Here is a 22,425-nt window from a genome sequence, read left to right as displayed (position 1 = left end):
ACTACATCAATCCGGGAGTGAAGTGGTTTACTGAATTTGGCCACCTGAACAGAGGTGATATGCACACCTCAGAACAACACCGGTGTCACAATGAAAAGAAGAAATTTCAGCGCAGAGTTTAAACGTGAATCCGCTCAACTGGTTCTTGACCAGACCTACACCGTTGCAGATGCGGCCAGTGCTATGAATGTGGGTCTTTCTACCATGACGCGATGGGTAAAACAGCTTCGTGATGAACGACAGGGCAAAACGCCAAAAGCCTCCCCCATAACTCCGGAGCAGCTCGAAATACGTGAGCTCAGGAAAAAGATACAACACATTGAAATGGAAAACGAACTATTAAAAAGGGCTACCGCGCTCTTGATGCCAGACTTCCTAAACAGTTCTCGTCAATCGGGAAACTCAGAGCGCATTATCCTGTGGTCGCACTCTGCCACGTGTTCGGGGTTCATCGCAGCAGTTACAAATACTGGAAAAACCCCCCTGAAAAGCCAGACGGGCTGTATGACGCAGTCAGGTTATGGAGCTGCATAACATCAGCCATGGCTCTGCCGGAGCAAGAAGTATCGCGACTATGGCAACCCAGAGAGGCTTCAGAATGGGGCGCTGGCTTGCCGGCAGCACCCCACCCACCGGTATAGACGTAGTGCTCATGAACACATAACTATCCCGAATCACCTTGAGCGACAGTTTGCAGTGACAGAGCCTAATCAGGTGTGGTGCGGCGACGTGACGTATATCTGGGCAGGAAAGAGTTGGGCTTACCTTGCTGTTGTTCTCGACCTGTTCGCAAGGTAAGCGGTGGGATGGGCGATATCTTTCTCACCGGACAGCAGACTGACCATCAAAGCACTGGAAATGGCGTGGGAAACTTGCGGTAAACCAGCCGGGGTGATGTTCCATAGAGACCATAAATGTACAGATCATTACCATCGAGAAGGCGGTATGGTTTTTCTTTCGGCTTTGCTGCTTCAATCTGCTTAACGGTGAGCATGGGTAAAAATCCGGTGGGTAAAATTATTTTATCCACTTTTACCCGTCATGGAGTGCGGCTGTTAACGTTCTGACGCGAACCATGACGAACTGTGGATGCGCGGGAAGCTTGATATTCAAGGGGATTTTGCGGACTGGTACAGATGATGGGAGCGAACTGATAAATGGTGTCCCCTGCAGGAATCGAACCTGCAATTAGCCCTTAGGAGGGGCTCGTTATATCCATTTAACTAAGAGGACAATGCGGCATGAGTATAACCGCTATTAAACAGCGGAGTAAGTACACTGCCGCTCGATTGCTTAAATCCTCGCCACTTATAGCGGATTTTTATCATTTTTCTTAATGATTTCCGCATGTTCTGCTTTCTGGCGTGCCTCTTCTTTACGCTTGTTACTCATATCGTTACGGATTTGCGCATGGCTCATTAATGCGAAGATGAAGGTGCCGCCGCAGATGTTTCCCGCCAGAGTAGGTAGCGCGAATGGCCAGATGAAATCGCTCCAGTGCAGCGTGCCGTTAAAGACCAGATAGAGGATCTCTACTGAACCGACGACGATGTGGGTAGTGTCGCCCAGCGCGATAAGCCACGTCATCAATATAATTACTATAATCTTTGCCGCTCCCGCCGCAGGGAACATCCATACCATTGTGGCTATAAGCCAGCCGGAGATGATCGCGTTGGCAAACATCTCGCTGGGGGTGTTCTTCATCACATCCATGCCGATTTTGACAAACGCATCGCGGGTTTCTTCATTAAAGATAGGCATATACTCAAACGCCCACGCCGCAATACCTGTTCCGAGAATATTACCCAGCAGCACGACGCCCCATAACCGCATCAGTAAGCCGATGTTGCCCATGGTCGGTTTTTGCATCACCGGCAGTACCGCCGTTACGGTATTCTCAGTAAATAATTGCTGGCGTGCCATAATGACGATAATAAAACCAAAGGTATAACCCAGATTCTCCAGCAAAAAACTCCCCGGTACGCCTTCCAGTTCGACATGAAATATCCCTTTTGCCAGTAACGAAGCGCCCATCGACAGACCCGCCGCAATGGCTGACCACAGTAGCGCCATCGCGTCGCGCTCCAGCTCTTTTTCGCCGTCCTGACGGATATGTTCGTGAATAGCCATCGCTCTGGAGGGGAGGCGGTCTTCATCTATTTCTATTTTTTTTCCACGCTCTTTTTCTTCGCTCTCTACTTCAAGTTCGTCGCTGTGTTTATCTATTTTGTCATTGTCCATGATGTCGTCTCTTGAATTAGCACGTATAGCTAAAGCGTAGCGGCTTTTTTGCTCGCAACTGGCGGGAGTTACTCTGAAAATGTATAAAAGGCTGCGTTTGCCTTTTTCTGTTTCTACAGAATCAAGTAGCCTACAGGGCGGCGATTACCAGGCTATGATCAAGTCAGCAAACCAGGGCGCCTGGACATCAGTTGACGTGCTGTTACAATCGCCCACACCTAAACAGGCGGATACGGTATCGTTCCGTCATGGATGGCAAACTGCATAAGCCATAAAAAAGCCATAAAAAACAGGGAGACATTTATGAAGCTTCGCCTGTCGGCGCTTGCTCTGGGAACTACGCTTCTGGTGGGGTGTGCGAGTTCCGGTACAGATCAGCAAGGGCGTTCTGACCCGTTAGAAGGGTTCAACCGCACTATGTACAATTTTAACTTCAATGTGTTAGACCCGTATGTGGTTCGACCGGTAGCGGTCGCCTGGCGTGATTATGTTCCGCAACCGGCGCGTAACGGTTTGAGCAACTTCACCGGCAACCTGGAAGAACCTGCGGTGATGGTTAACTACTTCTTGCAGGGTGACCCTTATCAGGGGATGGTCCACTTTACCCGCTTTTTCCTAAACACCATTTTGGGAATGGGCGGTTTTATTGATGTTGCTGGGATGGCGAACCCGAAACTGCAACGCACCGAACCTCACCGTTTTGGCAGTACGCTCGGTCACTATGGCGTGGGTTATGGGCCGTACGTTCAGTTACCGTTCTACGGTAGCTTTACGCTGCGTGATGACGGCGGTGATATGGCAGACAGCCTTTACCCGGTACTTTCCTGGCTGACCTGGCCGATGTCGGTGGGTAAATGGACGCTTGAAGGGATCGAAACTCGTGCGCAGTTGCTGGATTCTGACGGCTTGCTTCGTCAGTCCTCCGATCCTTACATTATGGTGCGCGAGGCTTACTTCCAGCGTCATGATTTCATCGCCAATGGCGGTGAGCTCAAACCGCAAGAAAACCCGAACGCGCAAGCGATTCAGGATGATTTAAAAGATATCGATTCTGAATAAGACGCAAATAAAAAAGGTGAGTCGTAAAACTCACCTTTTTTCTTATTAAACGAACGTGTTATTAGAACGCGTAGTTAAAGTTAGTCCCGAACAGCCAGGCTTTACCTTCAGACTCGAACTGATATGGCCCTTCGTTGATCTTCACGCTCTGACCGTGCATATAAGAGACACCAACATCTACAGAAGCATCTTTATTAAATGCATAAGTAGTACCTGCGCTTAGCCAGAAACGATCCTGATCCGGAATGGAGATAGAACGGTTCTGTGCAGGAACTGGGCTGTCATCGAAGGCAATACCGGTACGGAAGGTCCAGTTATCATCGTAGTAATAAGTTGTACCCAACGCGATGCGGTAAGCATCTTTAAAGCCTTCATGCTTCTGGAACAGCGTATCACCACTGGTTGACGTTGCTTTCAGTTGTTGGAACTGACTCCAGCTAGTGTAAGCCAGACTATAGTGAATCGCCCACTGCGGCGCTACACGGTTATAACCAGATACTTCCCACATTTCAGGTAGATTCAGCGTCAGATATCCTGACTGTGTTGCACCACCTGTGGCACCTGGCAAACCAAAGTTATAGTTATTCAAACCAATTGGCAGATCGCTACTGTAGTTACCTTTGAAATCAATTTTTACTTCAGAACGGTAGGTCAACGCGTAGCGGTTATTTTTATTCACTTCATACAGGATACCGGCATTCCAACCGAAGCCCCATTGGTTACCGTTCAGGTGAGCGATTTTGGTATTGCTTTCAATACCATTAGCGGTTGCCGCCAGTGCTTGTCCCTGTGGTGTCCGTCCGGCTGGAGATTGCATAATCTGACCAGCAACCAGTTGCCCCAGATCGCCCGCGAAACGTTCGATTTTCGCACGAGCATAGACGGCGTTCAGACCAAGACCGAAACTCCAGGCGTTGTTCAAGCGGTAGGCACCGCTTAAGTTCATGTTCACGGTTTCAAGGTCAGTTGTACCGCCGACAGAACCGCCTGCATAAGTGTCGTTAAATTCTGTTGCCAGACCATAGTTAGAGGTAATGGAAGCCCCCCAACCAAATTGGTCATTAATTGGCGCAACAAAGTGTGCGTTCGGAACCCATGCCGTAGGTGCGATGTTATCTGCGTCGAGGCTACGACCAGACGGAGAAGTTCCGCTGATATTCACATCCGGATCAATATAAACCGCACCCGCAGAAAAAGTCGGGCGGTCAAACATGGTAATCAACGCGGGGTTACGGCTGACGTTACCGGCATCATCGGCAATTGCGCCTTCCCCTGAATAAGCCCGACCCAGGCCAGAGGAAGAAAATTCGTTTAACTGAAAGCCTGCCGACCAGGCCTGGGTGGAGATAAGTGCCACTGCGACTGCGAGAGCAGACTTTGTAAACAGGGTTTTCTGGCTCATGACCATAACCTCAATAATTTATTTTTATACAAACTATGTTACGTGCTGTAACAGGAGCGCGAAGTGTAGGGGCTGATGTACATCTTAGAAATCAGACCAGTGGCGAGAGTATAGGTCTGACCAGATAGGATGTTGCAAGTATGTTTCTATCTTTTTTCAAATATGATCTAAGAAACGCGATCCAGCTGGCAAAATTTAGAGGTGGCGCACTCATCCATCCGGGTGAATTTTGTTTTAGATCATTTTTAAGTGTGATTTCGGTCACTTATCCGATTTTGCAGAATTAACAACTGGAGCAGCACTTTCCGGAAGCGTAAAATATCCGCAACGTTTATCTGGCACCTTGGGTGCACATACAGAGGAAATCAACGATGAGTAAATGTAGTGCTGATGAAACCCCGGTTTGCTGCTGTATGGATGTTGGCACCATTATGGACAACTCCGATTGCACCGCGTCTTACAGCCGCGTGTTTGCAAACCGCGCAGAAGCAGAACAAACGCTGGCGGCGCTGACTGAAAAAGCCCGTAGCGTGGAATCCGAACCGTGCAAAATCACCCCGACTTTCACTGAAGAGTCTGATGGTGTTCGCCTGGATATCGATTTCACTTTTGCCTGCGAAGCTGAAATGCTGATCTTCCAGCTGGGTCTGCGTTAATTCCTCTCAGGTACGCACGCCCTTGCCAGTTGCTGGCAGGGGCGTTTTGTTTTCTCTTCTTCTTTTCTCTCTGTGTCATAGCTCCCACTTTCCCTTTTCTCCACTTGGCTAAATGTAAAAAAATAGTTAAGACTATGATCAGGTCAGACCACTTTATCTATTTTTTTACAGGGGAGTGTTATGGGTCAGGTTTTACCGCTGGTTACCCGCCAGGGCGATCGTATCGCCATTGTTAGCGGATTACGCACGCCTTTTGCTCGCCAGGCGACGGCTTTTCATGGTATTCCCGCTGTTGATTTGGGGAAGATGGTCGTCGGAGAACTGCTTGCTCGTAGCGAGATCCCCGCCGAAGTGATTGAACAACTGGTCTTTGGTCAGGTCGTACAAATGCCGGAAGCCCCCAACATTGCGCGTGAAATTGTTCTTGGCACCGGAATGAACGTCCATACCGATGCTTACAGCGTCAGTCGTGCCTGTGCCACCAGTTTCCAGGCTGTTGCAAACGTCGCCGAAAGCCTGATGGCGGGAACCATTCGTGCGGGGATTGCCGGTGGGGCAGATTCCTCGTCGGTATTGCCGATTGGCGTTAGCAAAAAACTGGCGCGCGTGCTGGTGGATGTCAACAAAGCCCGCACAATGAGCCAGCGTCTGAAACTCTTCTCTCGCCTGCGTTTGCGCGACTTAATGCCCGTGCCGCCTGCGGTAGCGGAATATTCCACCGGCTTGCGGATGGGTGACACCGCTGAACAAATGGCGAAAACCTACGGCATCACCCGCGAACAGCAAGATGCATTAGCGCACCGTTCGCATCAGCGAGCCGCTCAGGCGTGGTCGGAAGGTAAACTCAAAGAAGAAGTGATGACCGCCTTTATCCCCCCTTATAAACAACCGTTCGCGGAAGATAATAATATTCGCGGTAATTCCACGCTTGCCGATTACGCAAAGCTGCGTCCGGCGTTTGATCGTAAACACGGAACGGTAACGGCAGCGAACAGTACGCCGCTGACCGATGGCGCTGCGGCGGTGATCCTGATGACCGAATCGCGGGCGAAAGAATTAGGGCTGGTGCCGCTGGGGTATCTGCGCAGTTATGCATTTACCGCGATTGATGTCTGGCAGGACATGTTGCTCGGTCCAGCCTGGTCAACGCCGCTGGCGCTGGAACGTGCCGGTTTAACGATGAGCGATCTGACATTGATTGATATGCATGAAGCATTTGCTGCCCAGACGCTGGCGAATATTCAGTTGCTGGGTAGTGAACGTTTTGCCCGCGATGTGCTGGGGCGTGCACATGCCACTGGTGAAGTGGACGACAGCAAATTTAACGTGCTTGGCGGTTCGATTGCTTACGGGCATCCCTTCGCGGCTACTGGTGCGCGGATGATAACCCAGACATTGCATGAACTTCGCCGTCGCGGCGGTGGATTTGGTTTAGTGACCGCCTGTGCCGCAGGTGGGCTTGGTGCAGCAATGGTTCTGGAGGCGGAATAATGGAAATGGCATCAGCATTTACCCTCAATATGCGTCTGGACAATATTGCCGTCATCACCATTGATGTTCCTGGCGAGAAAATGAACACCCTGAAGGCGGAGTTTGCCTCACAGGTACGCACCATTATTAAACAACTCCGCGAAAATAAAGATCTGCGCGGCGTGGTGTTTATCTCCGCGAAACCGGACAACTTTATTGCCGGAGCGGATATCAACATGATCGGCAACTGCAAAACGGCGCAAGAAGCGGAAGCACTGGCGCGGCAGGGGCAACAGCTGATGGCGGAAATTCATGCCTTGCCAGTTCCGGTTATTGCCGCCATTCACGGCGCTTGCCTGGGCGGTGGACTGGAGTTGGCGCTGGCGTGCCACGGTCGTGTTTGTACTGACGATCCTAAAACGGTGCTCGGTTTGCCTGAAGTTCAGCTAGGGTTATTACCCGGTTCAGGTGGAACCCAGCGTTTACCGCGCCTGATCGGCGTCAGCACAGCATTAGAGATGATCCTCACTGGAAAACAACTCAGGGCAAAACAGGCGTTAAAGCTGGGGCTGGTGGATGACGTCGTTCCGCACTCCATTTTACTGGAAGCCGCTGTAGAGCTGGCGAAGCAGGATCGTCCGGTTTCGCGGACACTTCCGATTCGCAAACGTGTGATGGCGGGGCCATTAGGTCGTGCGCTGTTATTCAAAATGGTAAGCAAAAAAACAGAACAGAAAACCCAGGGCAACTACCCGGCGACAAAACGTATTCTTGAGGTTATCGAGACCGGGTTAGCGCAGGGCACCAGTAGCGGCTATGACGCTGAAGCTCGGGCCTTTGGTGAACTGGCGATGACGTCGCAATCAAAGGCATTGCGCAATATCTTTTTTGCCAGTACCGACGTGAAGAAAGACCCTGGCAGCAATGTTGCCCCCGCTCCTTTAAATAGTGTGGGAATTTTAGGTGGTGGCTTGATGGGCGGCGGTATTGCTTACGTCACTGCCTGTAAAGCGGGTCTGCCGGTACGAATTAAAGATATCAACGTCCAGGGGATTAATCATGCGCTGAAATACAGTTGGGATCAGCTTGAGGGCAAAGTGCGCCGTCGGCATCTCAAAGCCAGTGAACGCGACAATCAACTGGCATTAATTTCGGGAACGACGGATTATCGCGGCTTTGCCCATCGCGATCTGATTATTGAAGCAGTGTTTGAAAATCTCGAATTAAAACAACAAATGGTGGCAGAAGTTGAGCAGAATTGCGCCGCTCATACCATCTTTGCTTCGAATACCTCATCTTTACCGATTGGCGATATTGCCGCTCACGCCACGCGACCAGAGCAAGTTATCGGCCTGCATTTCTTCAGTCCGGTGGAAAAAATGCCGCTGGTAGAGATCATTCCTCATGCGAGTACATCGGCGCAAACCATCGCCACCACGGTAAAACTGGCGAAAAAACAGGGCAAAACGCCCATTGTCGTGCGTGACAAAGCCGGGTTTTACGTCAATCGCATCTTAGCGCCTTACATTAATGAAGCTATCCGCATGTTGACCGAAGGTGAACGGGTAGAGCACATTGATGCTGCGCTGGTGAAATTTGGTTTTCCGGTAGGGCCAATCCAACTTTTGGATGAGGTAGGAATCGATACCGGGACTAAAATTATTCCTGTACTGGAAGCCGCTTATGGAGAACGTTTTAGCGCGCCTGCAAATGTTGTTTCTTCAATTTTGAACGACGATCGCAAAGGTAGAAAAAATGGTCGGGGATTCTATCTTTACGGTCAGAAAGGGCGTAAAAGCAAAAAACAGGTCGATCCCGCCATTTACCCGCTGATTGGCGCGCAAGGGCAGGGGCGGCTCTCCGCACCGCAGGTTGCTGAACGGTGCGTGATGTTGATGCTGAATGAAGCAGTACGTTGTCTGGACGAGCAGGTTATCCGTAGCGTGCGTGACGGAGATATTGGCGCGGTATTTGGCATTGGTTTTCCGCCATTTCTCGGTGGACCGTTCCGCTATATCGATTCTCTCGGCGCGGGCGAAGTGGTTGCAATAATGCAGCGACTGGCCACGCAGTATGGTTCTCGTTTTACCCCTTGCGAGCGTTTAGTAGAGATGAGCGAGCGAGGGGAAAGTTTTTGGAAAACAACTGCAACTGACCTGCAATAAGAAGGTCAAAGCTATATGAATCCGCGCTGAATGGCGGAGTGTTGGTCAAAATGTAAACGCACATTGACTATACTTACGCCATTGAGGTAAAAAACAGCGTTTCATTCGGTGAATGGATAAGGCACAATGCCGGCCACCGTCCTCTTTATCTGATTTCAGATGAAAGAAGACGGGCGAATCTGGTTAACAAAAGCGGTGCAATATGCAAGTTTTTATCATGCGTCACGGCGACGCAGCCCTCGATGCCGCCAGTGATTCGGTTCGTCCTCTGACCACTAACGGTTGTGACGAATCTCGCCTGATGGCGAACTGGCTGAAAGGTCAAAAAGTGGAAATCGAACGCGTTCTGGTGAGCCCGTTCCTGCGAGCCGAGCAAACACTGGACGAAGTAGGGGATTGTCTGAACCTGCCTTCCAGTGCAGAAGTTCTGCCGGAGTTAACGCCCTGCGGCGATGTTGGCCTGGTCAGTGCCTATCTGCAGGCGTTGACCAATGAAGGTGTTGCTTCGGTACTGGTGATCTCCCACCTACCCTTAGTCGGATATCTGGTCGCTGAGTTATGTCCGGGCGAAACGCCGCCTATGTTTACCACCTCGGCCATTGCCAGCGTAACGCTTGATGAAAGCGGAAAAGGTCAATTCAACTGGCAGATGAGCCCGTGTAATCTGAAGATGGCAAAAGCAATTTGATATGAACGTGTAAGGCCCGCTGGCGTAAGCTTTCGGGCCTTAGTTTTGCTTACTGTATTGAAATTATTGCTATTTAAATGCGTTTAATCCTCCGGTTATGAAAAAATAAATGTTTCCATTTATAGCAAGGGCAGTTATTTATTTTCACAAAGTTACATATGGAAGTAATTGTTGCTTTTTTGCATGGGTTATTATTTTTCGAAAAGATGTGTTAAAAAATAAAGAGAGAGATTATTGAGCAGGTATTTTAGGGTCTTGATATAATATTAATTCAGAAGAATTAAGATTATATCTTCGGGAAGATATAATCACAATTGCCATATTTATTTTTAGTTGTTTTATGATCCAGAATCATTCATGGGGTAAAGTGTTTGTGCCGTTTTGATGAAATGTTCTGCTGTTTTTTGAGATAACCCTCAAGATATTATTTGCACTATTGATTATTTAAAAATTTCTACACAGTGTTGTTAGTAAATTTAAATTGAACCACTCTCATTAAAATATCAACATTGCCGCCACGCCAAAGAATATCATCTCGTGCAACCCGTATTTTATGGATCAGAAATCCTATTCAATGGTTGGTTAAAAGCTGCTGAAGAAAGATTGAGGGATTTTATCATCAATATTTCAGTTGGCTTATATTCTAATTATTTATGGTTTAAGGACAAATAATGAGTAAGTTTGTAAAAACAGCTATTGCAGCAGCAATGGTAATGGGTGCGTTCACTTCAACATCTTCTTTCGCAGAAGGTAACAACGGTACTGCCCGTTTTTACGGCACCATTGAAGATTCCGTTTGCTCTATCGTACCAGACGATCACAAACTGGAAGTGGATATGGGTAATATCGGTGCGGAAAAACTGAAAAACAACGGCACTACCACGCCGAAAGATTTCCAGATTCGTTTACAGGATTGCGTGTTTGATACCCAAACTACCATGACCACTACCTTCACCGGTACTGTGTCTACGGCGAATAGCGGCAACTACTACACCATTTTTAATACCGATACCGGTGCGGCGTTTAACAACGTGAGCCTGGCGATTGGTGATCAACAAGGAACCTCTTACAAAAGTGGCGCTGGCATTAATCAGCAGATCGTAAAAGATACTGCAACCTCCAAAGGCAAACCGAAACAAACTTTAAACTTTAAAGCCTGGCTGGTAGGTGCGACTGACGCACCGGACCTGGGCGGTTTTGAAGCGAATACCACCTTCCAGATTACCTATCTCTAAGGTATTCCCCCTCATAGCCGCAATGCTATGAGGGTTTTTTAGCGTTTCGATAGTCTTTAAATAACCACGGATGGATACGTGTATGCCTGACCATTCTCTTTTCCGCTTACGGGCGCTTCCCTGGTGCGTTGCCATGGCAATATCTGGATGCCATATCAATGCCTGGGCCGACGAAGATATTCAGTTTGATTCCCGTTTTCTGGAATTAAAAGGCGACACGAAAATTGATCTGAAGCGTTTTTCCAGCCAGGGGTATGTTGAACCGGGTAAATATAATTTACAGGTTCAGGTAAATAAACAGCCGTTACCCGATGAATATGATATTTACTGGTATGCGTCAGAAAATGATAAAAATAAAACTTACGCCTGCCTGTCGCCAGAGCTGGTGGCACAGCTTGGTTTTAAAGAAGATATTGCACAAAAATTGCAATGGGATCACGACGGTAAATGCCTAAAACCAGGTCAACTTGACGGTCTGGAAATACATGCTGATTTAAGCCAGTCCGCACTGCTCATCACCTTACCGCAGGCTTATCTTGAATACAGCGATGTAGACTGGGATCCGCCTTCGCGCTGGGATGATGGTATCCCCGGTTTCATTGCCGATTACAGCATCAATGCCCAAACCCGACACGAAGAAAATGGCGGCGATGACAGCAACGACATCAGCGGTAATGGTACGGTTGGCGTTAACCTCGGGGCGTGGCGCCTGCGCGCCGACTGGCAGAGTGATTATCAGCATACCCGCAGCAACGATGAAGAGACGGATAACAGCACCGAGAAAAACTGGGACTGGAGCCGTTACTACGCCTGGCGTGCGTTACCGAGTCTGAAAGCCAAACTGGCACTTGGCGAAGACTACCTCGACTCCGATATTTTTGACGGTTTTAACTACATCGGCGGTAGCATCAGCACCGACGATCAAATGTTGCCGCCGAACCTGCGCGGCTATGCTCCGGATATTTCCGGCGTAGCTCATACAGCGGCGAAAGTCACCGTCAGCCAGGCCGGGCGCATAATTTATGAAACCCAGGTGCCTGCCGGGCCATTCCGTATTCAGGATCTCGGTGAATTTAACTCTGGTACGCTGCATGTGCGCATTGAAGAGTTGAACGGCCAGGTGCAAGAGTATGACATCAGCACCGCTTCCATGCCGTTCCTGACGCGTCCGGGCCAGGTGCGATACAAAGTGATGATGGGGCGCCCGCAGGAGTGGGGGCACCATGTACAGGGCGGATTCTTCTCCGGTGGTGAAGCGTCCTGGGGGATAGCCAACGGCTGGTCGCTCTACGGCGGGGCGCTGGGCGATGAAAACTACCAGTCTGCTGCGCTTGGCATCGGGCGCGATCTCTCCATTTTCGGCGCGATGGCGTTTGATATTACCCATTCACATACCCGGCTTGACGATTCAACCGCTTACGGCAAGGGCACACTCGACGGTAACTCTTTCCGCGTTAGTTACTCCAAAGACTTTGATGATCTAAACAGCCGCGTCACCTTCGCGGGATACCGCTTCTCTGAAGAAAACTATATGACCATGAGCGAGTATCTGGACGCGAATGACAGCGAAATGGTCCGCGCCGGCAATGATAAAGAGATGTACACCGCCACCTATAACCAGAACTTCAGGGATGCCGGCGTTTCTGTTTATCTGAACTATACGCGCCATACCTACTGGGATCGCGAGGAGCAGACCAACTACAACGTCATGCTCTCCCATTATTTCAACATGGGCGGCATTCGTAACATGAGTATCTCCCTGACAGGTTATCGCTACGAGTATGACAACAGCGCCGATAAAGGCGTCTATATCTCCTTAAGTATGCCGTGGGGGGATAACAGCACCGTGAGTTACAACGGCAACTACGGTAGCGGTTCAGACAGCAGTCAGGTGGGATACTTCAACCGTATCGATGACGCCAGCCACTATCAGATAAACGTTGGCAGCAGTGAAAATCACTCCAGCGTGGATGGCTATTACAGCCATGACGGTTCAATGGCACACGTGGATCTGAGTGCTAACTACCATGAAGGGCAATACACTTCTGCCGGCTTGTCGCTGCAAGGCGGAGCCACGTTAACGGCGCACGGTGGCGCGTTGCATCGTACTCAAAACATGGGCGGTACGCGCCTGCTTATCGACGCTGACGGCGTGGCTGACGTACCGGTCGAAGGTAACGGTTCAGCGGTGTACACCAACATGTTCGGTAAAGCTGTCGTTGCGGACGTCAATAACTACTACCGTAACCAGGCCACGATTGACCTGACTAAACTGCCAGAGAACGCCGAAGCCACGCAGTCAGTGGTTCAGGCGACGCTCACCGAAGGAGCCATTGGCTACCGTAAATTTGCGGTCATCAGTGGGCAAAAGGCGATGGCTGTCCTGCGCATGAGTGATGGTAGTTATCCGCCATTTGGTGCAGAAGTGAAAAACGAACACGACCAGCAGGTCGGTCTGGTTGACGATGACGGCAACGTCTATCTGGCCGGGGTAAAAGCTGGCGAACGTATGAGTGTCTCATGGAATGGAGCGTCCCACTGTGAGATCTCCCTGCCAGACCCGCTGCCTGCCGATCTGTTCAACGGCCTGTTACTGCCGTGTAAGCAAAAAGGCGCGGTGGCGCCTGCCACTCCGCTGGAAATCAAACCGGTGATTCAGGAACAGACGCAGCAGGTCACGCCTGGCACACCGCCAGTCGTTATCTCCGCTAACCAATAACGTGATTAAGGAATGATCCATGTATACACAGATTAATACTGCAAAAATGGTTGCCCCGGCGCTGGCGCTGCTGGTGACCGCCGCCAGTTTTACAACCCACGCATCGGTAACGCCCGACCGCACCCGCTTGATTTTCAAAGAAAGTGACAAATCCATCAGCGTCACGTTGCGCAATAACGATCCTAAGATGCCATACCTGGCGCAAAGCTGGATAGAAGACGAAAAGGGCAACAAAATCAGCTCGCCATTGACGGTTCTGCCGCCGGTACAGCGCATTGATGCGATGATGAATGGTCAGGTAAAAGTCCAGGGAATGCCGGATATCAGCAAGTTACCTGCCGATCGTGAGAGCATGTTCTACTTTAATGTGCGTGAAATTCCGCCAAAATCGAACAAACCGAACACCCTGCAAATTGCGCTGCAAACGCGTATCAAACTGTTCTGGCGACCGAAGGCGCTGGCAGAAATCAATATGAGAGATCCGTGGCAGCACAAGGTGACCTTAACCCGCAATGGGCAGGCCTTCACCGTTAATAACCCAACGCCGTATTACGTGATCCTCAGCAACGCCAGTACCCAGAAAAATGGTAATCCGGCAGCCGGATTTACGCCGCTGGTAATGCCGCCGAAAACATCCGCACCGCTGAATGTGAAGATGGACAGTGTGCCGGTGCTGACTTACGTCAACGACTACGGCGCGCGACTTTCGCTGATCTTTAAATGCAACGGCAATAGTTGCCAGGTGGATGCAGAGCAGAGCCGCAAAGGCTGATGCCGGGAGAGTCTTATGAAATACACGTTTCTGGTGGGAACGGGCATTTTTCTCCTGAGCGGCTGGCTGACGGGCAACATGGCCGTCGCGGGAGAAAGTAAACCGGTGTTATTAACGTTGCGCGTTCTGGTGGATGGGCCACCGCCCTGTTCCGTGAAGGGGAGCAATGTTGAATTTGGCAATGTGTACATTAGCAAAATCAATGGCACAAATTACCGTACGACGGGGGCGCTTTATACCCTGAACTGCGGTAACAAGGCATCAGGTGTTGATGATCTGCGGATGCAGCTTAAAGGCTCCACCACCGTGATTAACGGGGAAACGGTCATTGCGACGCAAATTTCAGGCCTGGGTATTCGCATTGAAAACGGCGCCGATAATTCCCTGTTTAAAGTGGGTGAAGGTAACTGGTCTGATTTCAATGTTAACCAGTTGCCCAATCTCAAAGCCGTGCCGGTAAAACAGAGCGGAGTGCAGCTTACGCCAGCGGAATTTAACGCCAGTATGACGATGGTGGTGGATTACCAATGAAAAAACTCTCGCTCCTTTTACTCTGCGCCTGCAGCGGCGTTGCCCTGGCAGCAAATGAAGACATCACCTTCCACGGTACGCTGGTGTCACCTCCAGTCTGTACCATTAGCGGGGGAAAGACCATTGAAGTGGAATTCCGCGATCTCATCATCGACAGCATCAACGGGGACTATGGTCGCAGGGAAGTGAACTATGACCTGAGCTGTGACTCCGCAGTACGCGATCCCGACTGGATTATGACACTTACCTGGACGGGGACGCAGACCTCGTACAATGACGCGGCTGTCGAAACAGACGTTCCCGGTTTTGGTATTGAGCTTCGGCACGATGGTCAGCGTTTTAAGCTGAATACGCCGCTTGCCATTAACGCCACCGATTTTACGCAAAAGCCGAAGCTGGAGGCTGTGCCAGTGAAGTCGGCCGGTGCGGTGTTGAGTGATACCACGTTTTCGGCCTATGCAACATTGCGGGTGGATTATCAATGAAGACAGGACGCATTTATTCGTTCAGCTACGCGCTGTTAGCGGGGCTGCTGTTGACCGGTGGCACTTGTGCCCTGGCCGTGGACAACAACCTGCATTTTTACGGCAATTTATTAAGCCGATCCTGCACGCTGGTGGTTGAGGGCGGAAATCTGGCAGAAGTGCATTTTCCTGCCATCAGTCGTCAGGATCTTATGGTCGCCGGGGAATCCCCGCGCGTTCCGGTGGTGTTTAAGCTGAAAGATTGTAAAGGGCCAGCGAGTTACCAGGTGCAGGTGACCCTTACCGGTACGGAAGACAGCGAACAGCCGGGTTTCCTCGCGCTGGATACCACCTCAACCGCTCAGGGCGTCGGAATTGGGATGGAAACGACCGATGGTGTGCGGGTGGCGATTAACAACCCGACCGGGGCGAAATTTACGCTCAGCGATGGCAGTAATGATATTCATTTCAGGGCCTGGCTACAGGCGAAAAGCGGTCGCGATGTCACGCTCGGTGATTTTACTGCCAACCTGACGGCAACCTTCGAGTATATATAATATGAAAAAAATACGATTACTTTTATGCGCCATGCTGGTGCTGTGTTTTAGCCAGGGAGTCCAGGCGAAACTGGGGGCAGTCTATAATAATGTGCCGATCTATTATGGTACGGTTGGTGCCAATGCAACGCTTCGTTTTTACCTTGATTTACTCACCACCACAGGAGTTTATCATGGGGAATATTATCAGGATCGGTCATGGGGCGTCTATGAGGGGGATATTCCGAATAAATCATGGACAGGGCCAGGAAACATTCCCGCACCAAAAATAACGGTAATGCCAGGCGGTGATGGTGTCGTAGCAGATTCTTATTGTCCGGGCGTTAAAGAGATTGACCCAGATGCCAGGTGGGAATGCTTAAAAATATCACTGACGATTGAGGTCAATGGTTCGGCAGAGACGTGCCCGTGGATGGTGGGGATGACGGCGAATAGTACTGTAAAGGTAATCATTAATTATCAACCAAAGATGGAATACTATAGGGGGCCTACAACCTATACAACAACCTGCCCAGGTGAGCCATTAACAAATTATGATATCTCCTGGAGTGACAGCCGTGTTGAACACAGTAAGGTTTTGAATCTGAAATCAACAGGGTCAGTGATTGAACAAAACTTATCGACCTACCTGATGAAAGATGGTCAGCTCTGCGATGGCAGTAAAATGGATGAACGCGGCGCGTATTGTCGCTTTGTAAATCAGTTGATTACCTTTACTGCTGAAGGATGTGATGACGCTAAAGTGACTGTGGCGCCAACGCAGCACCCTATTACCGATCGACAACTGCACGATATGTTAGTGCGTGTTGATACCAGTAGCAGGCAGCCCATAGACTCCACCTGCCGATTCCAGTACGTATTGAATATGCTGTAGCGCCCAGGCAGGATATGGCGTTTACGCCGCATCCGGCACTTTTTGTCGGATGCGATGCTGACGCATCTTATCCGACCTACAAATTCCATATCCGGTTGTTGTCATTCAGTCGTGCGTAGGCTGGATAAGGCGTTCACGCCGCATCCGGCATTTCTTGTCGGATGCGATGCTGACGCATCTTATCCGACCTGCAAATTCTATATCCGGTTGTTGTCATTCAGGGCAATTCTGGCGGCAGCCACTCTTCCACTTCAATCAACACCAGCAACGCCGCGTCGCCACCATACTCTTTCGGTGCCTGGTGAAACGCCATGACATGCGGATGTTGCGCCAGCCACAGCGGCGTTTGCTGCTTCAAAATATGCTTCCCGTGACCATGCATCACACAGGCGCAAAATACATGTTCACGGCGGCAGGCGGCAATCAACGCGCCTAACTCTTGTTTGGCCTGAAGCTGCGTCAGACCATGCAGATCCAAAAACAGCTCCGGCGAATAATCGCCACGGCGCAGTTTCTTCGCCTCAAAATGACTCACATCCGGGCGAACATATTTCACCGGACCTTCGGTATTTAATAACGGCTGAAACTCATCGGAGAAATAATGGCTGGCATCAGCCTGCTCCTGAATCAACCGCTTGACCGGCACTTCGCTGACTTTCTTTCGTTGTGGACGATGGACAATCGTGTCCTGCTTAATTTTGCGAGTACCCGCCATCAACTGGCGAAACAGTGCCTGATCCTCCTCGCTGAGTGTTGTTTTCTTTTTCATTTATGTATCTCTGTTTTAATTTTCCTACAGTTTACCCGACTCGCAGCACAATCGATCGGTCAAAACATAATTTTCCTGCGTCATCGCCGCGTGAATGCTGATTTATCGTCATCTTCATGGCAAACTAGCCGCCGAAATTAATGCGACCATGCCCTGGAGGAATACGTGGATAAAATTTTCGTCGATGAAGCAGTAAATGAGCTGCAAACCATTCAGGACATGTTGCGCTGGTCGGTTAGCCGCTTCAGCGCGGCAAATATCTGGTACGGTCACGGCACAGACAACCCGTGGGACGAAGCAGTGCAACTGGTATTGCCATCGCTCTATCTGCCGCTGGATATTCCGGAAGATATGCGTAACGCCCGCCTGACCTCCAGCGAAAAACATCGTATTGTTGAGCGCGTGATCCGCCGCGTCAACGAACGTATTCCGGTGGCCTATCTGACCAACAAAGCCTGGTTCTGCGGTCACGAATTTTACGTCGATGAACGCGTACTGGTGCCTCGTTCGCCGATTGGTGAACTGATCAACAATAAATTTGCCGGGCTTATCAGCAAACAACCGCAGCATATTCTGGATATGTGCACTGGCAGCGGATGCATTGCCATTGCCTGCGCTTATGCCTTCCCGGAAGCGGAAGTTGATGCGGTGGATATCTCTCCCGACGCGCTGGCGGTTGCCGAACAGAACATCGAAGAACACGGTTTGATCCATAACGTCATTCCGATTCGATCCGATCTGTTCCGTGACTTGCCGAAAGTGCAGTATGACCTGATCGTCACCAACCCGCCGTATGTCGATGCGGAAGATATGTCCGACCTGCCAAACGAATATCGTCACGAGCCGGAACTGGGCCTGGCATCTGGCACTGACGGCCTGAAACTGACGCGCCGCATTCTCGGTAACGCGGCAGATTACCTTGCTGATGATGGCGTGCTGATTTGTGAAGTGGGCAACAGCATGGTACATCTTATGGAACAATATCCGGATGTTCCGTTCACCTGGCTGGAGTTTGATAACGGCGGCGACGGTGTGTTTATGCTCACCAAAGCGCAGCTTGTTGCGGCGCGGGAACATTTTGGAATTTATAAAGATTAAGTAAACACGCAAACACAACAATAACGGAGCCGTGATGGCTGGAAACACAATAGGACAACTCTTTCGCGTAACCACCTTCGGCGAATCGCACGGGCTGGCGCTCGGCTGTATCGTCGATGGTGTGCCGCCAGGCATCCCGCTCACGGAAGCGGATCTGCAACACGATCTCGACCGTCGTCGCCCAGGGACATCGCGCTATACCACCCAGCGCCGCGAGCCGGATCAGGTCAAAATTCTCTCCGGCGTTTTTGAAGGCGTCACCACCGGCACCAGCATTGGCTTGTTGATCGAAAACACCGATCAGCGTTCTCAGGATTACAGCGCGATTAAGGACGTTTTCCGCCCAGGCCATGCCGATTACACCTACGAACAAAAATACGGCCTGCGCGATTATCGCGGCGGCGGACGCTCGTCTGCCCGCGAAACCGCCATGCGCGTTGCGGCAGGGGCGATTGCCAAAAAATATCTCGCTGAGAAATTTGGCATCGAAATTCGCGGCTGCCTGACCCAGATGGGTGACATTCCACTGGAAATCAAAGACTGGTCGCAGGTTGAGCAAAATCCGTTCTTCTGCCCGGATCCGGACAAAATCGAAGCCTTAGATGAACTGATGCGTGCGCTGAAAAAAGAGGGCGACTCCATCGGTGCGAAAGTCACCGTTGTTGCCAGTGGCGTCCCCGCCGGGCTTGGCGAGCCGGTATTTGATCGCCTGGATGCCGACATCGCCCACGCGCTGATGAGCATCAACGCGGTGAAAGGCGTGGAAATTGGCGATGGTTTTGACGTGGTGGCGCTGCGCGGCAGCCAGAATCGCGACGAAATCACCAAAGAAGGTTTTCAGAGCAACCACGCAGGCGGCATTCTTGGTGGCATCAGCAGCGGGCAGCAAATCATTGCCCATATGGCGCTGAAACCGACCTCCAGCATTACCGTGCCGGGGCGCACCATTAACCGCTTTGGCGAAGAAGTTGAGATGATCACCAAAGGCCGTCACGACCCTTGTGTCGGGATCCGCGCGGTGCCGATCGCTGAAGCGATGCTGGCGATCGTTTTGATGGATCACCTGTTACGGCAACGGGCGCAAAATGCCGATGTGAAGACTGATATTCCACGCTGGTAAAACATGAACAAAACCGCGATTGCGCTGCTGGCTCTGCTTGCCAGTAGCGCCAGCCTGGCAGCGACGCCGTGGCAAAAAATAACCCAACCTGTGCCGGGTAGCGCACAATCGATAGGCAGTTTTTCCAATGGCTGTATCGTCGGCGCTGACACGCTGCCGATACAGTCCGAACATTATCAGGTGATGCGTACCGACCAGCGTCGCTATTTCGGACACCCGGATCTGGTGATGTTTATTCAGCGTCTGAGTAGCCAGGTGAACAATCTGGGCATGGGTACGGTGCTGATTGGCGATATGGGGATGCCCGCTGGTGGGCGTTTCAACGGCGGTCATGCCAGCCACCAGACCGGACTGGATGTTGATATCTTCTTGCAACTGCCGAAAACACGCTGGACTTCCGCGCAGCTCTTGCGTCCGCAAGCACTAGACTTAGTTTCCCGCGACGGTAAACACGTTGTCCCCACGCTGTGGAAACCAGAAATTTTCAGCCTGATCAAACTCGCTGCGCAGGACAAAGACGTCACCCGCATTTTTGTTAATCCGGCGATTAAACAACAACTTTGCCTTGATGCGGGCACCGATCGCGACTGGTTGCGCAAAGTGCGACCCTGGTTCCAGCATCGTGCGCATATGCATGTACGATTACGTTGTCCTGCCGATAGTCTGGAGTGTGAAGATCAACCTTTACCGCCGCCGGGCGATGGCTGCGGGGCAGAACTGCAAAGCTGGTTTGAACCACCGAAACCAGGAACAACCAAGCCTGAGAAGAAGACACCGCCTCCGTTGCCGCCTTCCTGCCAGGCGCTACTGGATGAGCACGTGATCTAATGGAAACGTTTAATAGCCTGTTTATGGTCTCCCCGCTATTGCTGGGCGTTCTCTTTTTTGTCGCCATGCTGGCGGGATTTATTGACTCGATTGCCGGTGGCGGTGGGTTACTTACCATTCCGGCGTTAATGGCGGCGGGGATGTCTCCCGCTAACGCGCTGGCAACCAATAAACTGCAAGCCTGCGGCGGCTCTATTTCCGCCACTATCTACTTTATTCGCCGCAAAGTGGTTAGCTTAAGCGATCAAAAACTCAATATCGCGATGACCTTTGTTGGTTCAATGAGCGGCGCACTGCTGGTGCAATACGTTCAGGCTGATGTCTTACGGCAGATTTTGCCCATTCTGGTAATTTGTATCGGCCTCTATTTCTTGCTGATGCCAAAGCTGGGTGAAGAAGATCGCCAGCGCCGGATGTACGGTTTACCCTTCGCGTTAATTGCCGGTGGCTGCGTCGGTTTTTATGACGGATTCTTTGGTCCGGCTGCCGGATCGTTTTACGCGCTGGCCTTCGTTACGCTGTGCGGATTCAACCTCGCCAAAGCCACGGCTCACGCCAAATTACTCAACGCAACGTCAAATATCGGCGGTTTACTGCTGTTTATTCTCGGTGGCAAAGTGATTTGGGCGACAGGATTCGTGATGCTGGTGGGGCAGTTCCTCGGCGCGCGCATGGGTTCAAGACTGGTGTTGAGCAAAGGACAAAAGCTGATCCGCCCGATGATCGTTATTGTATCGGCGGTGATGAGTGCCAAATTACTTTATGATAGCCACGGACAGGAGATCCTCCACTGGTTGGGGATGAACTAATGAACAGTACACACCACTATGAGCAGTTGATTGAAATTTTTAATAGCTGCTTTGCTGATGAATTTAATACCCGTCTGATTAAAGGCGACGACGAACCGATCTATCTTCCTGCTGATGCGGAAATACCGTTTAACCGAATCGTCTTTGCTCATGGTTTTTATGCCAGCGCAATTCATGAGATTTCGCACTGGTGTATTGCCGGGAAAGCGCGCCGTGAACTGGTTGATTTCGGCTACTGGTATTGCCCGGACGGACGCGATGCCCAAACGCAAAGCCAGTTTGAAGATGTTGAAGTTAAGCCGCAGGCGCTGGACTGGTTGTTCTGCGTGGCGGCGGGATATCCGTTTAATGTTAGCTGCGACAATCTGGAAGGCGACTTCGAACCGGATCGCGTGGTGTTCCAGCGACGCGTACATGCGCAGGTGATGGATTATCTGGCAAACGGTATTCCCGAACGTCCGGCACGCTTCATAAACGCATTACAAAATTATTATCACACGCCGGAAATTACGGCGGAACAGTTCCCGTGGCCGGAAGAGCTCAACTGAAGCCAGCGCCACGTTTTACAATGAGGAAAGAAGATGATCGCGGAGTTTGAATCACGCATTCTGGCATTAATCGACGGTATGGTTGACCATGCCAGTGATGATGAGTTGTTTGCCAGTGGATATTTGCGTGGCCACCTGACGTTAGCCATCGCAGAACTGGAAAGTGGTGATGACCACTCCGCCCATGCGGTGCATACAACCGTTAGCCAGAGTCTGGAAAAAGCCATTGGCGCCGGTGAATTGTCGCCGCGTGACCAGGCGCTGGTTACCGATATGTGGGAAAACCTGTTTCAGCAGGCGTCACAGCAGTAAGTTGTTGGCGTCTGGAGCACCATGCCTGATGCGACGCTTGCCGCGTCTTATCAGGCCTACATGTTACCGTAGGTCGGATAAGGCGTTCACGCCGCATCCGACAAACAA

At 50.8% G+C, this 22,425-nt stretch carries 21 protein-coding genes, 1 tRNA gene and 2 pseudogenes; 19 read left to right on the top strand and 5 right to left on the bottom strand.

The genetic code is table 11. The annotated features are described in order from the left end of the window. Positions 1–90 precede the first annotated feature (90 nt). A pseudogene (locus A7Z29_RS17885) lies at positions 91–909 on the top strand (IS3 family transposase); the annotation flags it as partial. A gap of 1 nt (position 910) precedes the next feature. Here A7Z29_RS17885 and A7Z29_RS23815 read toward each other — a convergent pair. The 3 genes and pseudogenes from A7Z29_RS23815 to A7Z29_RS17875 form a co-directional block, all read right to left on the bottom strand. Beyond that, a pseudogene (locus A7Z29_RS23815) lies at positions 911–994 on the bottom strand (DUF4102 domain-containing protein); the annotation flags it as partial. Between the two features lie 164 nt (positions 995–1,158). Beyond that, positions 1,159–1,233 (bottom strand) — tRNA-Arg (locus tag A7Z29_RS17880). Between the two features lie 75 nt (positions 1,234–1,308). After that, positions 1,309–2,241, bottom strand: coding sequence for a formate/nitrite transporter family protein (locus tag A7Z29_RS17875; protein WP_105290569.1), 933 nt, complete (start codon positions 2,239–2,241; stop codon positions 1,309–1,311). A 303-nt stretch (positions 2,242–2,544) separates the two neighbouring features. Here A7Z29_RS17875 and mlaA point away from each other — a divergent pair, with 303 nt between their 5' ends. Continuing rightward, the gene (gene mlaA, locus A7Z29_RS17865; protein WP_000776780.1) at positions 2,545–3,300 is read left to right on the top strand and encodes a phospholipid-binding lipoprotein MlaA; all 756 of its coding nucleotides are present in this window, start codon (positions 2,545–2,547) and stop codon (positions 3,298–3,300) included. A 61-nt stretch (positions 3,301–3,361) separates the two neighbouring features. On the opposite strand, the gene fadL is transcribed toward mlaA, so the two are convergent. Next, a complete protein-coding gene (gene fadL / locus A7Z29_RS17860) occupies positions 3,362–4,702 on the bottom strand; it encodes a long-chain fatty acid transporter FadL (RefSeq protein ID WP_105290568.1) in 1,341 nt (446 codons plus the stop codon). Between the two features lie 371 nt (positions 4,703–5,073). Here fadL and A7Z29_RS17850 point away from each other — a divergent pair, with 371 nt between their 5' ends. The 11 genes from A7Z29_RS17850 (at position 5,074) to A7Z29_RS17800 (ending at position 16,833) form a co-directional block, all read left to right on the top strand. Next, positions 5,074–5,358 (top strand): YfcZ/YiiS family protein, encoded by a 285-nt coding sequence (locus A7Z29_RS17850; RefSeq protein WP_001296261.1) that lies wholly within the window; start codon positions 5,074–5,076, stop codon positions 5,356–5,358. A gap of 180 nt (positions 5,359–5,538) precedes the next feature. Beyond that, positions 5,539–6,849 carry an acetyl-CoA C-acyltransferase FadI gene (fadI, locus tag A7Z29_RS17845; RefSeq protein ID WP_016231839.1) on the top strand — a complete coding sequence of 437 codons (1,311 nt, stop codon included), beginning with the start codon at positions 5,539–5,541 and terminating at the stop codon, positions 6,847–6,849. Continuing rightward, positions 6,849–8,993: a fatty acid oxidation complex subunit alpha FadJ gene (gene fadJ, locus A7Z29_RS17840; RefSeq protein WP_105290567.1), complete on the top strand. Its 2,145-nt coding sequence runs from the start codon at positions 6,849–6,851 to the stop codon at positions 8,991–8,993. The genes fadI and fadJ overlap by 1 nt, the downstream gene beginning before the upstream one ends. Positions 8,994–9,195: 202 nt before the next feature. Further along, the gene (sixA, locus tag A7Z29_RS17835) at positions 9,196–9,681 is read left to right on the top strand and encodes a phosphohistidine phosphatase SixA (protein WP_001195811.1); all 486 of its coding nucleotides are present in this window, start codon (positions 9,196–9,198) and stop codon (positions 9,679–9,681) included. A 671-nt stretch (positions 9,682–10,352) separates the two neighbouring features. Then, positions 10,353–10,916, top strand: coding sequence for a fimbrial protein (locus A7Z29_RS17830; protein WP_000033322.1), 564 nt, complete (start codon positions 10,353–10,355; stop codon positions 10,914–10,916). 82 nt (positions 10,917–10,998) lie between these two features. Beyond that, entirely contained in the window at positions 10,999–13,635 is a 2,637-nt protein-coding gene (locus A7Z29_RS17825) for a fimbrial biogenesis outer membrane usher protein (protein ID WP_105290566.1), read from the top strand. A gap of 19 nt (positions 13,636–13,654) precedes the next feature. Further along, positions 13,655–14,407, top strand: a complete 753-nt coding sequence (locus A7Z29_RS17820; protein WP_105290565.1) for a fimbria/pilus periplasmic chaperone — start codon at positions 13,655–13,657, stop codon at positions 14,405–14,407. A gap of 15 nt (positions 14,408–14,422) precedes the next feature. Further along, a complete protein-coding gene (locus tag A7Z29_RS17815; protein WP_105290564.1) occupies positions 14,423–14,938 on the top strand; it encodes a fimbrial protein in 516 nt (171 codons plus the stop codon). Beyond that, positions 14,935–15,423, top strand: coding sequence for a fimbrial protein (locus tag A7Z29_RS17810; protein ID WP_105290563.1), 489 nt, complete (start codon positions 14,935–14,937; stop codon positions 15,421–15,423). Before A7Z29_RS17815 ends, A7Z29_RS17810 begins: the two co-directional genes overlap by 4 nt. Beyond that, positions 15,420–15,959 (top strand): fimbrial protein, encoded by a 540-nt coding sequence (locus tag A7Z29_RS17805; RefSeq protein ID WP_000847940.1) that lies wholly within the window; start codon positions 15,420–15,422, stop codon positions 15,957–15,959. Before A7Z29_RS17810 ends, A7Z29_RS17805 begins: the two co-directional genes overlap by 4 nt. Before the next feature lies 1 nt (position 15,960). Further along, positions 15,961–16,833, top strand: coding sequence for a StfH/YfcO family fimbrial adhesin (locus A7Z29_RS17800; protein ID WP_105290562.1), 873 nt, complete (start codon positions 15,961–15,963; stop codon positions 16,831–16,833). 217 nt (positions 16,834–17,050) lie between these two features. Here A7Z29_RS17800 and smrB read toward each other — a convergent pair whose 3' ends face one another. Then, the gene (gene smrB, locus A7Z29_RS17795) at positions 17,051–17,602 is read right to left on the bottom strand and encodes an endonuclease SmrB (protein WP_000730816.1); all 552 of its coding nucleotides are present in this window, start codon (positions 17,600–17,602) and stop codon (positions 17,051–17,053) included. 165 nt (positions 17,603–17,767) lie between these two features. Here smrB and prmB point away from each other — a divergent pair, with 165 nt between their 5' ends. Genes prmB through A7Z29_RS17765 form a run of 6 tightly spaced genes read left to right on the top strand, consistent with a single transcriptional unit; the run spans position 17,768 to position 22,317 of the window. Beyond that, positions 17,768–18,700 carry a 50S ribosomal protein L3 N(5)-glutamine methyltransferase gene (gene prmB / locus A7Z29_RS17790; protein WP_010346713.1) on the top strand — a complete coding sequence of 311 codons (933 nt, stop codon included), beginning with the start codon at positions 17,768–17,770 and terminating at the stop codon, positions 18,698–18,700. Between the two features lie 34 nt (positions 18,701–18,734). Then, complete coding sequence (gene aroC / locus A7Z29_RS17785; protein WP_032225813.1) at positions 18,735–19,820, top strand: chorismate synthase; 1,086 nt, start codon at positions 18,735–18,737, stop codon at positions 19,818–19,820. Between the two features lie 3 nt (positions 19,821–19,823). Continuing rightward, the gene (gene mepA, locus A7Z29_RS17780; RefSeq protein WP_085460980.1) at positions 19,824–20,648 is read left to right on the top strand and encodes a penicillin-insensitive murein endopeptidase; all 825 of its coding nucleotides are present in this window, start codon (positions 19,824–19,826) and stop codon (positions 20,646–20,648) included. Continuing rightward, positions 20,648–21,457 carry a sulfite exporter TauE/SafE family protein gene (locus tag A7Z29_RS17775; protein ID WP_000447361.1) on the top strand — a complete coding sequence of 270 codons (810 nt, stop codon included), beginning with the start codon at positions 20,648–20,650 and terminating at the stop codon, positions 21,455–21,457. Before mepA ends, A7Z29_RS17775 begins: the two co-directional genes overlap by 1 nt. After that, on the top strand, positions 21,457–22,005 hold the full coding sequence (gene epmC, locus A7Z29_RS17770; RefSeq protein ID WP_001089228.1) for an elongation factor P hydroxylase: 549 nt from the start codon (positions 21,457–21,459) through the stop codon (positions 22,003–22,005). Before A7Z29_RS17775 ends, epmC begins: the two co-directional genes overlap by 1 nt. 33 nt (positions 22,006–22,038) lie before the next feature. Next, complete coding sequence (locus tag A7Z29_RS17765; RefSeq protein ID WP_000559755.1) at positions 22,039–22,317, top strand: YfcL family protein; 279 nt, start codon at positions 22,039–22,041, stop codon at positions 22,315–22,317. Positions 22,318–22,425: the final 108 nt, after the last annotated feature.

Origin of the sequence: Escherichia sp. MOD1-EC6842 (assembly GCF_002965705.1) — a bacterium.
Lineage (GTDB): Bacteria > Pseudomonadota > Gammaproteobacteria > Enterobacterales > Enterobacteriaceae > Escherichia > Escherichia ruysiae.
This window is presented reverse-complemented; position numbering and strand designations above follow the sequence as displayed.